The sequence below is a fragment of the Paenibacillus sp. FSL H8-0457 genome, from assembly GCF_038051935.1.
GTDB lineage: Bacteria > Bacillota > Bacilli > Paenibacillales > Paenibacillaceae > Paenibacillus_AQ > Paenibacillus_AQ lautus_A.
On sequence record NZ_CP150293.1, the window covers coordinates 1,884,478 to 1,897,516 of the forward strand.

Genomic DNA, 13,039 nt, shown 5'->3' on the forward strand with positions numbered 1-13,039 from the left:
AGTAAAACTACCATATGTACAGGATGGAGTGATAGGCAGTGACGACGCAACAGCTTATGGAAAGATTTATGGACAAGCACGGTGAGAGCCAGCATAAGGTTCGCCTATTTAATGCGCCAGGGCGCGTGAACCTGATCGGGGAGCATCTGGATTACAACGGGGGCTATGTGCTTCCGGCAGCCCTGGAGTTTGGCACAACCTTAATTATCCGACCGCGTGACGATAACAAGGTGAGCTTTTCATCCACCAATATCCCCTATGAATTAACGATCAGTCTGGACGAGGATTATGGCTACAAAATCGATCAATGGACGGATTACCCGGTCGGCGTCATTACCGAGCTGAATAAAATCGGCTGCGGGCTCAGCAGCGGCTATGACCTGCTGTACCACGGGGATATCCCGAACGGGGCAGGCCTCTCGTCCTCGGCGTCCATCGAAGTGGTCACGGCTTACGCCTTCTTGAAGATGGAGGGCAAGGAGACGGATACGGTGGAGATCGCAAAGCTTTCGCAGCGGGTGGAAAACCTGTTCGTCGGCGTCAACTCCGGCATCATGGATCAATTCGCCGTAGCCAACGGCAAGCAGGATCATGCCATTCTGTTAATGTGCGATACGCTGGAGTATGAGCTGGTGCCTTTCCGGACCGGAGCATACAAAATCGTGATTTCGAATACCAACAAACGGCGCGGACTCGTCGATTCCAAATATAATGAACGCCGCAGCGAATGTGACCGCGCTTTGGAAATTTTGCAAAAGGAGCTCCCGGCGTTATCGTATCTCGCCCAGCTGAATCCGGATCAATTCGCAACCTTGCGGGATAGCATCCAGGATGAGACCGTCAGAAGACGCGCCCAGCATGTCGTTGAGGAGAACCAGCGCGTGCTTGATTCCGTGAAGGCTTTGAAAGAGGGAAATCTGGAAGTTTTCGGACAGTACATGAATCAGTCCCATGACTCTTTGCGTTATCTGTACGAAGTCACGGGCGACGAGTTGGATGCTCTGGTGGAAGAAGCCCAGCGGATTCCGGGTACGCTCGGTTCCAGAATGACGGGAGCCGGCTTTGGCGGCTGCACGGTATCCCTCGTGCACGAGGACGCGGTGGAACGTTTCATCGCGGAAGTGGGACAGCAGTATGAGGCCAGAACGGGACTGAAGGCGGACTTCTACGTATGCGGCGTAGGTCAAGGCGTGCATGAAGTGAAGGAGGGCGAATAATATGGCTATTTTAGTGACTGGCGGAGCGGGTTATATCGGTTCACATACCGTGGCGGAGCTGCTGGAGCAAGGGGAAGACGTTGTAGTCATCGACAGCCTGGAGACGGGTCATCGCGAAGCGCTGCTGGGCGGAAAGCTGTATGTCGGCGATCTGCGCGACAAGGCGCTGCTGAAGCAGCTGTTCTCGGACAACGATATTGATGCCGTTATCCATTTTGCCGCGAATTCTCTGGTCGGCGAGAGCATGAAGGATCCGGTGAAATATTACGATAACAACGTGTACGGCACGCTGTGCCTGCTGGAAGCCATGAATGAGGCGGGCGTTCGAAAGATCGTCTTCTCTTCAACGGCCGCGACCTACGGTGAGCCCGAGAAGGTGCCGATCGAGGAAACGGACCGGACCCAGCCGACGAACGTGTACGGGGAAACCAAGCTGATGATGGAACGGATGATGTCCTGGTTCGATACCGTGCTCGGGGTGAAATATGTCTCCCTTCGTTACTTCAACGCGGCCGGCTCGCATGCCAGCGGCAAGATCGGCGAGGATCACCGGCCGGAGAGCCACTTGATTCCGCTCGTTCTGCAAACCGCTTTGAAGCAGCGCGCCAGCATCTCGGTGTTTGGCGACGATTACGCAACTCCCGATGGCACGTGCGTCCGCGATTACATTCACGTCAGCGATCTGGCGAATGCGCATCTGCGCGCGGTTGAATACCTTCGTCGCGGCGAGTCCAGCAATGTGTTCAATCTCGGCAACGGACTCGGGTTCTCGGTCAAGGAAGTGATCGAGACATCGAAGCGGGTAACGGGTGCCGACATTCCGGTTGTCATGGAAGCCCGCCGTGCGGGTGACCCTGCGGTATTGGTGGCGTCTTCGGACAAAGCGCGCACGGTTCTCGGATGGACGCCGTCCAGAACGACGCTGGAGGAGATTATCGAGAGCGCATGGAAGTGGCACAGCAGCCGTCCGGACGGTTACGGCGACAATTAATCCAAGGGGGACGATGAACATGAATGCTGCAACATCAAGTACTCCCGAATCCAAGCAGGTTCTGCATGCCATTGAAATGCTGGTGCGATTCGCGCTTCATAAAGGCCTGATCCAGGCAGCGGATGCGGATTACAGCCGCAACCTGCTGCTGGAGGATTTCGGGTTCAGCGAGCCGTACGGCGACGAAGTGAACGACCTGATGCCGGATGGGCCCCAGGCTATGCTCGACATCCTGATCGATTACGGTGCGGCGCATGGCATGATCCCGGAGAATACCGATACGTACCGGGATTTGCTGGACGCCAAAATCATGGGCCGCCTCATGGCAAGACCTTCGGAAGTAACCGCTCGGTTTCGGACGGTAGAGCAGGAGCAGGGGATCATCGAGGCTACCCGGCAATTTTACAACCTGTGCATCGACTCCAACTACATTCGGATGGATCGCGTAGCCAAAAACGAATACTGGCGGCATGCCAGCGCGTACGGCGATATTGAGATTACGATCAATCTATCCAAGCCGGAGAAGAGTCCGAAGGAAATCGCCATGGCCAAACTGCTGCCTCCGCCGATTTATCCGAAATGCCAGCTCTGCCGGGAGAACGTGGGTTATGCAGGCAGGGTCAATCACCCGGCACGGCAAAACCTGCGCATTATCCCGCTGGAGTTGAACGGTGAGCCATGGTTCTTCCAATACTCGCCGTATGTTTACTATAACGAGCACTGCATCGTGTTCCACCACGATCACGTGCCGATGAAGCTGACCAAGGCGACGCTTGCCCGCCTCTTGAGTTTTGTTGATGCTTATCCGCATTATTTTCTCGGATCGAACGCGGATCTTCCGATTGTCGGGGGCTCCATTCTCACACATGATCATTTCCAGGGGGGGCGGCATACCTTCCCGATCCAGAAAGCGCCGAAGGTGGCCGGGTTTACGCACGGGGATTATCCGGGGGTATCCGTTGCCATCGTGAAATGGCCGATGTCGGTGATCCGGCTATCCTCAAGCGATCGGGATTCGCTGCTTGAATGCGCGAACGGCATTTACGAGGGCTGGAAAACCTACAGCGACCCTTCGGCAGACATTGAGGCCTTCAGCGAAGCGGACGGCGAACGGGTCCGCCATAATACGGTGACTCCGATTGCCCGCCGTAATGACGAGGGCATCTATGAGATGGATCTGGTTCTGCGGAACAATCGCACCAACGAGCAGCATCCCGAAGGGATCTTTCATCCTCATCGGGAGATGTTCCACATCAAGAAGGAAAACATCGGCTTGATCGAAGTGATGGGGCTGGCGATCCTGCCGGGCAGGCTCAAGGAAGAGCTGGATCAGATCGCCGAGATTCTGGCGGGGAACGAGGCACTGTATGCGGACAGCCAGGCCGCTGACCATCCGCTCGCCGTCCACGGCGAATGGATCGAGGAGCTGCGGGGCCGGGGCATAACCGCATCCGATAAAGCCGGGGCCACCCAGCTGGTACGCCGGGAGGTCGGCAGCAAATTCACGACGATTTTGGAGCATGCCGGGGTATACAAACAGACGGCGGAAGGGCAGCAGGCATTTCAGCGATTCCTGAGCCATATGGGATACGTCCCTGACAGCATTTAGATATTCATGGTGGATATATGATGTTTTGAAGTTAACGATAACTAGGATTCATTCAAACAGCCGATCTTCCGAAAGAAGGACGGCTGTTTGTTTTGCTTAATGGGAATGGTATAGAATGAAAAAGCACGCATGAATGAATTAGATGCAAACCAGATGCGATGGAGGTAATGTGACATGAGACCTTTTGTCTTTCATAATCCGACTCAGTTGATTTTTGGCAAGGGCAAGCTGAGTGCTTTAAGCGGTGAAGTGGCCAAATACGGCCGGAACGTTTTGCTGGTGTACGGCGGCGGCAGCATCAAGCGCAGCGGCCTTTACGATCAGGTCATCGCCTTGCTGAAAGAAGCGAATGCGGTGGTGACGGAGCTTGGCGGGGTGGAACCGAACCCGCGCCTGTCAACGGTACATAAAGGAGTGGAATTGTGCCGGGAGCATCACATCGACCTTATTTTGGCCGTTGGCGGCGGAAGCGTTCTCGACTGCTCCAAAGCGATTGCCGTAGGGGCCAAGTATGACGGAGATATGTGGGATTTCGTAGAGCGCAAAGCCGTGCCGCAAGCGGGTCTGCCGCTTGGAACGGTGCTTACGATGGCCGCAACGGGATCGGAGATGAACGGCGGCTCCGTCATCACCAATGAAGTGACCCAAGAGAAGATGGGCTGGGGCAGCCCGCATGCTTATCCCGCCTTTTCGATTCTGGACCCTGTGCATACCTTCTCCCTTCCCCGGGATCAAACGGTGTACGGCATCGTGGATATCATGTCCCACGTACTGGAGCACTACTTCCATCAGGATACCAATACGCCGGTGCAGGACGGTTTCTGCGAAACGATTCTTCGAACCGTTATCGATACGGCGCCGAAGCTGGTTGAGGACCTGGAGAACTATGAGCACCGCGAGACGATCATGTACTGCGGTACGATGGCGCTGAACGGCATGATCAACATGGGAATGGCCGGCGACTGGGGAACCCATAACATCGAGCATGCGGTGTCTGCCGTATACGACATTCCGCACGGCGGCGGCCTGGCGATCTTGTTCCCGAACTGGATGAAATATAATCTGAACGCGGATCCTCAGCGCTTCAAGTCGCTTGCCGTGAATGTATTCGGTGTTGATTCGGCCGGGAAAAGCGATGAAGCGACCGGACTGGAAGGAATCGAGGCGCTTCGCCGCTTCTGGACTTCCATCGGTGCGCCGAGCACGCTGGGAGATTACGATATCGACGACCGCGAGATCGGGTCCATGGCCGATAAAGCGATGCGCTTCGGTCCTTTTGGCAACTTCCGCAAGCTGCAGCGCGAGGACGTCGTTGAAATCTATCGGATGTCGTTATAGGGGTTGTCCTGTCGTTAGCTGACAAGGAATAAAAATGGTTTTAAAGCCTGCCGGTTCAAGCCGTGCAGGCTTTTTTGCTGGGGCGTCGAATATAGATATGAAGAGATTTTCATACGTTTGAGGCAAATAATTGAAACTTTAGCAAACATTTTGCCGTATTACTTGTTATACACAGTAAGGAATTCCAGAGGGGGCAATCAACATGGAAGCGTTATATTGGGGCTGTCTGATCGGAGGCGTGATCTTCGCCATCGTAACCGTGGTGCTAGGCGACATACTTAGCTCGGCGCTTGACGGATTGTTGGACTTTTTGTCAGTGGATTTTTTCAATCCGGTTGTGATCGCCGGGGGAATCACCGTATTCGGCGGAACCGGAATCATGCTGACGAAATACACGGAATTGGCGGCAGGTGCCCATGTAACGCTATCTGTCTTGGCGGCCATCGTCATTTCGATTCTCGTCTACTTCGGGTACGTGAAACCGATGGAGAACAGCGAGAACTCGACGGGCTTTTCCATCAAGGAGCTTGCGGGCAGGATCGGCGTAGTCACGGTGCCGCTTCCTGCAGAAGGATTCGGGGAAGTGATGGTCAAGGTCGGCGCAGGCAACACGATGCACATTGCCTCAAGCTTTGATCGCCAAACGCTTCCGGCAGGTGTCCGCGTGGTGGTTGTCGACATTGTTGATGGCGTCCTAAGGGTGTCCGAACTGGAAGAACGAAAAGGAGAGGATTGATTCAATGCCAGAGTACTTAGTAATTCCGTCGATTGTTGTAGGCGTCATTGTCGTGTTAGGACTTGCGTTCTGGGCCCGCTACAAAACGGTGAGCCCGGATGAAGCGATGATTGTCACCGGTTCTTTTTTGGGAAGCAAAAATTTGTCGGAGGACGAATCCGGCCGCAAAATCAAAATCGTTCGCGGCGGCGGCGCTTTTATACTCCCCGTGTTTCAGCGATCCGAATTCGTATCGCTCTTATCTCATAAACTGGATGTCATGACGCCGGAAGTGTACACGGAGCAAGGCGTGCCGGTTATGGCGGACGGGGTGGCCATCATTAAAGTGGGAAGCTCGATCGAAGATGTGGCGACCGCAGCCGAGCAATTCATGGGCAAGCCCATTGAAGCGCTGAAGGGTGAAGCCCAGGAGGTGCTGGAAGGCCATCTTCGTGCCATTCTCGGTTCCATGACCGTAGAGGAAGTATATCGTAACCGCGACAAGTTCGCGCAGGAAGTTCAGGGGGTTGCAGCAAGAGACCTGAAGAAGATGGGTCTGCAGATCGTCTCCTTTACCATTAAGGACGTTCGCGATAAGCACGGATATCTGGAAGCGCTTGGTAAACCGCGGATCGCTACGGTCAAACGGGATGCGGAGATTGCCGAAGCCGAAGCGATGCGGGATGCGCGGATTCAGAAGGCGCGCGCCGAAGAAGAAGGACAGAAGGCCGAGGTCGTACGCGATACCAATATCGCGGAAGCCGAGAAGGAACGTGAGCTGAAAGTCGCGTCCTTTAAGAAGGAGCAGGATACGGCGAAGGCCGAAGCGGACCAAGCTTATCATATTCAGGAAGCCCGAGCCAGACAAACGGTGGTTGAGGAGCAGATGAAGGTTGAGCTCGTTCGAAAGGAACGCGAAATCGACCTGCAGGAAAAAGAAATCATGGTTCGCGAGAAGCAGTATGATGCGGACGTGAAGAAAAAAGCCGAAGCGGATCGCTATGCCGTTGAGCAGGCCGCCGAAGCGGATAAAGCCCGGAAGATGCGCGAAGCGGATGCTGTGCAATACTCCATCGAAACGCAGGCCAAAGCGTCTGCCGAGCAGAAGCGCCTAGATGGTATGGCGGTTGCGGATGCCGAGCGCGCGAAAGGTACGGCCGAAGCCGAAGTCATCCGTCTGCGCGGTATTGCCGAAGCCGATGCCAAAGAGAAGCTGGCCGAAGCGTTCCAGAAGTTCGGCGAGGCTGCTGTGCTCGATATCATCGTGAAAATGCTGCCTGAGCTTGCCGGCAAGATTGCTCAGCCGATCTCGTCCATCGACAAGCTGACGGTTGTCGATACGGGCAAAGGCGAAGGAGCGGCTCGCGTGAGCAATTATGTGACCGAGCTGATGTCCACGGCGCCTGAGATGCTGAAGAGTGTGTCCGGGATTGACGTGGAGGATCTCATTAAGGGATTAACAACGAAGAAATCCGCCACGGCTCAAAAGCCGGTGTCAATCGAGCAGGAACTTGTACCGGTCCCTGTAGAGACAAGTGCCGCTAAGGAAGAGTGGATCAAGCCCTAGGCAGGGCCGGAATACATGGTGGCAGGCAGCGGTACGGCACCTTGAAGACTTTGGCAACCACAAATGATTTTGCCGCGCTCTTATATTTCTGATAAGATATCCGAGTATACGCGTATGAATCAAAAAGAGGTGCGAACGTGAGCAGCTTACAAGTGGCTAAAGTGTTGAACAATAATGTAATCATAGCGAAACATCCTCAACATGGCGAGGTTGTTGTTATCGGCAAGGGCATCGGCTTTAACCGGAAGAATAAAGACCGTATCCCTGCCGCCGCTGCCGAGAAGATGTTCATTTTGACCAAACCGGAGGAGCAGGAGCAGTATAAGCAGCTGGTGCCTCACATCGATGAGAAGCTGATTGAGGCGATGAATGATATTATTATGAATGCCGCCAAGTCCAGCGACGCTCCTCTGAATGAGCATATCCACATTGCCTTGACGGATCATATCGCATTTGCCATTAAACGCCATGCCCAAGGTCTCTATATCCACAATCCTTTTTTATACGAAACCAAAGAGATGTACCCAGAAGAGTACGAGATGGCTGAATATGCCGTCCGTACCATTCGGGAGAAGCTCGGTGTTGACTTAGGCCAAGAAGAAATCGGATTCATTGCCCTGCATTTTCACGGTGCCCTTACGAACCAGCATATCTCCGAGGTCCGCAAGCACTCGGAACTGATCGCGGACCTGGTTTATACCGTCGAGCAGCAGCTGGAGTACGCCATCCCGAGGGATACGCTGGATTATTCCCGATTGCTGACGCACCTCCGGTTTGCCTTGGAGCGGATACGGCGGGGAGAAGCGGTGAACGAGACGAGTTCGCTTGACGGCCTTCTGAAGCGTGAATATCCCGAGACCTATTCCTTGGCATGGAAGTTGACCAAGATGATGGAGCAGCGGCTGAAGAAACCCGTCTATCCCGCTGAGGCCGGTTATTTGACCATTCATTTGGAACGGTTGGTCCAGCGTAAAGAGCAGGGCGGGCAAATGTGAAGATTTTATTAAGTCCATTACCATGTGGTTGCAACGATAAATGAACGGTGTTACAATACGAACAGTTATGAACCATAAAACTTCAAATCCAACGTGTAACTGATTCGATCAGGCATGAGTATTGCAGGAATTTGGTTGTTATTACCCATTTTTGGGTAATCTAATCCATGAGATTAGCCATCCATTTACCTGTGGTTGCTCATGCCTTTTTTTGATTTGATGGTTTTATGATGATGCTACCTACAGCTTGTGATAACAACTAGAGACAGAGGGTGAGAATTTTCATGTTTAAGCGGCTTTTTGGCGTACTGCAAAGGGTCGGTAAAGCTCTGATGCTGCCAGTGGCCATATTGCCGGCGGCCGGACTATTGCTCGGTCTTGGAAATATGCTGGTCAACCCCGATTTCCTGCAATATGCACCTTGGCTGGATGCGGCCTGGGTTCAAGCGGCTGCCACGGTCATGATGAATGCGGGACAAATCGTATTCACGAACCTATCCTTGCTGTTTGCAGTGGGGGTTGCGGTCGGTTTGGCCGGAGGCGAGGGCGTTGCGGGACTGGCCGCGATCATCGGTTACCTTGTCATGAACGTCACCATGGGCAGCGTGATCGGCGTGACGCCGGCCATGGTCGGCACGAATTACGAATATGCCAGCGTGCTTGGCATTCCGACGTTGGCTACCGGGGTATTCGGCGGAATCATCGTCGGTATATTGGCAGCCAGCATGTACCGGCGGTTTTTCAAAATCGAGCTTCCATCCTATCTGGGCTTTTTTGCAGGAAAACGTTTTGTTCCGATTATGACGGCCGCAACGTCCGTTTTGCTTGGTCTGTTGATGGTGTTTATATGGCCGCCGATCCAGTCGGCGCTTAACACGGCGTCGCATTTCATGCTGGAACAAAACCTGACGCTGTCCGCTTTTGTGTTCGGCGTCGTGGAACGCGGATTGATTCCGTTCGGCCTGCACCACATTTTCTATTCCCCGTTCTGGTTTGAATTCGGGGAATATCTGAACCAGGCAGGACAATTGGTTCGAGGGGACCAGAACATATTCATGGCCCAGCTTCGGGACGGCGTCGAGTTTACGGCAGGCACATTCATGACGGGTAAGTATCCATTCATGATGTTCGGTCTCCCTGCGGCAGCGCTTGCCATCTATCATGAGGCAAGACCGGAGAACAAAAAGTTCGTGGCCGGCATCATGGGGTCTGCGGCGCTGACTTCCTTCTTGACCGGGATCACGGAACCGCTTGAGTTCTCGTTCCTGTTCGTAGCACCGATCCTGTTCGCCGTGCATGCGCTGTTTGCCGGTCTGTCCTTCATGACCATGCATATTTTGGGCACCAAAATCGGCATGACCTTCTCCGGCGGCCTGATCGACTACATGATCTTCGGTATCATTCCGAACCGGACGCCATGGTGGAATGTTCTCATCGTGGGTGCTATTATGGCTGTAATCTATTACTTCGGCTTCCGGTTTGTCATTCGGAAATTCAATCTGAGGACGCCGGGGCGCGAGGAAGCTTCGACGACCGAGCCGGAATCAGACACCGGGGCAGCGGGCGGCGGCAGTAAAAATGATCTGCCCCTTCATATCCTGACTGCACTGGGCGGCCAGCCTAACATCGCGCATCTGGATGCATGCATCACTCGTCTTCGCGTAGAGGTAAAAGACAAGGGCCATGTCGATAAGGCAAGGCTGAAGCAGCTGGGTGCGTCAGGCGTGCTGGAGGTGGGGAATAATATCCAGGCGATATTCGGAACCCGTTCCGATACGATCAAATCGCAGATTCAAGACATCATGTCGGGAATCACGCCGACCACTGCACCTCAAGCAGCGGCTTTGGAGACGATGCCGACGGCTCAAGAGGAACTGCAGGCCGGACAGGACGGGGAAACGCTCGTTAAGGAGGAAATCGTATCCCCGGCCGATGGAGAGCTTATGGATATTTCCCATGTGCCTGACCCCGTGTTTGCCGAACGGATGACTGGGGACGGATTTGCGATCGTGCCTCATAACGGAACGATTGTATCTCCCGTTAACGGCACCGTGTTCAATGTGTTCCCCAGCAAGCATGCCGTCGGCATTATGTCGGATGGCGGCAAGGAAGTGCTTGTCCATATCGGCGTCAATACCGTTAAGCTGAAAGGGCAAGGATTTGAAGTCCTTGTGCAAGAGGGGGACCTGGTCTCCACGGGTCAACCGATCATGCAAGTGGATCTGGATTATGTGAAGGAGAATGCCAAATCGATCATTTCTCCTATTATCTTCTCGAATCTGCCGGAGGGAGCTTCCGTGAAGCTGAACAAGACCGGTGAAGTAAAAAGCGGCGAGGAAGGGATCATTACCCTATTGAAACCTTAACCTCGCGATGGTTTCCAGGATTCTAAAAATTAAAATATACGAAAGTAGGATGATGAACATGCAACAAACATTCAGAATTATTGACGAAGATGGAATTCACGCACGCCCGGCAACCGCATTGGTGAATACGGCTAACAAATTCCAGGATACCAACTCTTTTGCCGAAGCTAACGGCAAAAAAGTAACGCTGAAGTCGATTCTGGGCGTTCTGTCCCTCGGATTGGAGCAAGGCGACACATTGACACTGATCACGGAAGGCGGCAATGAAAGCGAGGCGCTGACAGCATTGCAAGAAGTGATGGTGAACGAAGGGCTAGGCGAGCTTCATGAATAATTTGAAAGGTATCGCGGCTTCCGCAGGTATTGCGATAGCACGTGCTTTTACGCTGGAGCATCCCGATTATTCCGTCACGGAGAAGCAAGTGACGGACACGGATGCGGAGCTCGCGAAGCTGGATGCGGCGCTGGCCCAGTCACAGGCTGAGCTGGAAGCGATCAAAGCCCGCACGCTTCAGGAACTCGGGGAGAAGAAGGCTGAGATTTTCGAATCTCACCTTCTCATCCTGAATGATCCCGAATTGATTGAACCGGTCAAGGCGAAAATCGCTTCCGAATCGGTTAACGCGGAATATGCTCTGAACGAAACGGCAACCCAGTTCATTCAAATGTTCGAGAACATGAAGAGCGCTTACTTGCAGGAGCGAGCAGCGGATATGCGCGACGTCACCAAACGCATCCTGAAGCATCTGCTCGGCTTGAATTATGTCAGCCCTTCGGAGATCAGCGAAGAAGTGATCGTGGTTGCAGAGGATTTGACTCCGTCGGATACGGCGCAGCTGAACCGGAACTACGTTAAGGGCTTCACGACGAATATCGGCGGACGTACCTCGCACTCCGCCATCATGGCCCGTTCCCTTGAAATTCCGGCTGTCGTCGGGACGAAGAACGTGCTCTCTGCGGTCAAAAACGGGGATATGATCATCGTTGACGGATTGGAAGGGGATGTCATCGTTAATCCTACGGAAGCCATCGTAGAACAATACCGTGCGAAGCAAGACGCCTATGCCAAGCAGGTGGAGGAGTGGAAGAAGCTGCGCTCCGAACCGACGGTTTCCAAGGACGGAATCCATGTGGAGCTGGCTGCCAACATCGGGACGCCGAATGATGTGGCCGGCGTGCTGGAGAACGGCGGAGAAGCCGTAGGATTGTACCGTACGGAATTCCTGTACATGGGCAGAGACAAACTTCCTTCCGAAGAGATCCAGTATGTTGCTTACAAATCGGTTCTGGAGAAAATGGAAGGCAAGCCGGTTGTTGTTCGCACGCTTGATATCGGCGGGGATAAGGAGCTGCCGTATCTGGATCTTCCCAAGGAAATGAATCCGTTCCTCGGATTCCGTGCCGTCAGATTGTGCCTGGACCGCCAGGATATTTTCAGAACACAGCTTCGGGCACTGCTGCGTGCAAGCGTCCACGGCAACCTGCGTATCATGTTTCCCATGATAGCGACACTGGGCGAGTTCCGCGAAGCCAAAGCGCTTCTGGAGGAAGAAAAGGCTAAGCTTATAAGCGAAGGCATTTCGGTTTCCGAAGACATCCAGCTGGGCATCATGGTGGAGATTCCATCCACTGCCGTGCTTGCCGATCAATTTGCCAAAGAGGTGGATTTCTTCAGCATCGGAACCAATGACCTGATTCAATACACGATGGCCGCCGACCGCATGAATGAACGGGTGGCGTATCTATACCAGCCATACAATCCGGCGATTCTGCGACTGGTTAAAATGGTCATCGATGCCGCCCATCGCGAAGGCCGCTGGGTAGGCATGTGCGGCGAAATGGCCGGCGACGCGACTGCTATTCCGATTCTGCTCGGTCTGGGGTTGGATGAGTTCAGCATGAGCGCCACCTCCATTCTGCCGGCTCGCAGCCAGATCGGGAAGCTGTCCCGCAGCGATATGCAGGCACTTGCAGCCAAAGCGCTTGAAATGGGTACCGCAGAGGAAGTAGTGGCTCTGGTGGAATCCATTGAGGCTGCAGCCGAGTAAGAAGGAAGACAACGTACAACTTGATCGATCCCTGCAGTCGTATTACGTTTGTTTCTGGGGACTCTACCAATCTTTTTCCACGATAGCATCACATTGACAACATCTGTCCATAGCGGACAGATGTTTTTTTGTCAAAAGAAAGACACCGGGCATATTTGCTAGTATAATAGCCTAAATATATAGTGAATTGGCT

Annotated in this window: 10 protein-coding genes; all 10 read left to right on the forward strand. The window is 53.7% G+C overall.

The window, feature by feature from the left end; genetic code table 11:
• Positions 1–38: 38 nt before the first annotated feature.
• Complete coding sequence (locus MHI43_RS08135) at positions 39–1,217, forward strand: galactokinase (RefSeq protein WP_036666250.1); 1,179 nt, start codon at positions 39–41, stop codon at positions 1,215–1,217.
• 1 nt (position 1,218) lies between these two features.
• Positions 1,219–2,208 (forward strand): UDP-glucose 4-epimerase GalE, encoded by a 990-nt coding sequence (gene galE, locus MHI43_RS08140; protein WP_015734078.1) that lies wholly within the window; start codon positions 1,219–1,221, stop codon positions 2,206–2,208.
• 19 nt (positions 2,209–2,227) lie between these two features.
• Entirely contained in the window at positions 2,228–3,817 is a 1,590-nt protein-coding gene (locus tag MHI43_RS08145; RefSeq protein WP_036666248.1) for a UDP-glucose--hexose-1-phosphate uridylyltransferase, read from the forward strand.
• A 174-nt stretch (positions 3,818–3,991) separates the two neighbouring features.
• Positions 3,992–5,155 (forward strand): iron-containing alcohol dehydrogenase, encoded by a 1,164-nt coding sequence (locus MHI43_RS08150; protein ID WP_036666246.1) that lies wholly within the window; start codon positions 3,992–3,994, stop codon positions 5,153–5,155.
• Between the two features lie 202 nt (positions 5,156–5,357).
• Entirely contained in the window at positions 5,358–5,891 is a 534-nt protein-coding gene (locus MHI43_RS08155) for a hypothetical protein (RefSeq protein WP_015734081.1), read from the forward strand.
• Positions 5,892–5,895: 4 nt separating this feature from the next.
• The gene (locus MHI43_RS08160; protein WP_036666244.1) at positions 5,896–7,437 is read left to right on the forward strand and encodes a flotillin family protein; all 1,542 of its coding nucleotides are present in this window, start codon (positions 5,896–5,898) and stop codon (positions 7,435–7,437) included.
• Between the two features lie 137 nt (positions 7,438–7,574).
• Positions 7,575–8,432 (forward strand): PRD domain-containing protein, encoded by an 858-nt coding sequence (locus tag MHI43_RS08165; RefSeq protein WP_036666243.1) that lies wholly within the window; start codon positions 7,575–7,577, stop codon positions 8,430–8,432.
• Positions 8,433–8,716: 284 nt separating this feature from the next.
• Positions 8,717–10,798: a glucose-specific PTS transporter subunit IIBC gene (ptsG, locus tag MHI43_RS08170; protein ID WP_036666241.1), complete on the forward strand. Its 2,082-nt coding sequence runs from the start codon at positions 8,717–8,719 to the stop codon at positions 10,796–10,798.
• A 58-nt stretch (positions 10,799–10,856) separates the two neighbouring features.
• Entirely contained in the window at positions 10,857–11,132 is a 276-nt protein-coding gene (locus MHI43_RS08175; protein WP_009591829.1) for an HPr family phosphocarrier protein, read from the forward strand.
• On the forward strand, positions 11,125–12,846 hold the full coding sequence (ptsP, locus tag MHI43_RS08180) for a phosphoenolpyruvate--protein phosphotransferase (protein ID WP_036666239.1): 1,722 nt from the start codon (positions 11,125–11,127) through the stop codon (positions 12,844–12,846). The genes MHI43_RS08175 and ptsP overlap by 8 nt, the downstream gene beginning before the upstream one ends.
• The last annotated feature ends 193 nt before the right edge of the window (positions 12,847–13,039 follow it).

Bases quoted from the DNA above. Each gene is read 5' to 3' on its own strand.
- ptsP (WP_036666239.1), top strand. From the start codon at position 11,125: ATGAATAATTTGAAAGGTATCGCGGCTTCCGCAGGTATTGCGATAGCA.
- MHI43_RS08175 (WP_009591829.1), top strand. From the start codon at position 10,857: ATGCAACAAACATTCAGAATTATTGACGAAGATGGAATTCACGCACGC.
- MHI43_RS08160 (WP_036666244.1), top strand. From the start codon at position 5,896: ATGCCAGAGTACTTAGTAATTCCGTCGATTGTTGTAGGCGTCATTGTC.
- galE (WP_015734078.1), top strand. From the start codon at position 1,219: ATGGCTATTTTAGTGACTGGCGGAGCGGGTTATATCGGTTCACATACC.
- MHI43_RS08155 (WP_015734081.1), top strand. From the start codon at position 5,358: ATGGAAGCGTTATATTGGGGCTGTCTGATCGGAGGCGTGATCTTCGCC.
- ptsG (WP_036666241.1), top strand. From the start codon at position 8,717: ATGTTTAAGCGGCTTTTTGGCGTACTGCAAAGGGTCGGTAAAGCTCTG.
- MHI43_RS08145 (WP_036666248.1), top strand. From the start codon at position 2,228: ATGAATGCTGCAACATCAAGTACTCCCGAATCCAAGCAGGTTCTGCAT.
- MHI43_RS08150 (WP_036666246.1), top strand. From the start codon at position 3,992: ATGAGACCTTTTGTCTTTCATAATCCGACTCAGTTGATTTTTGGCAAG.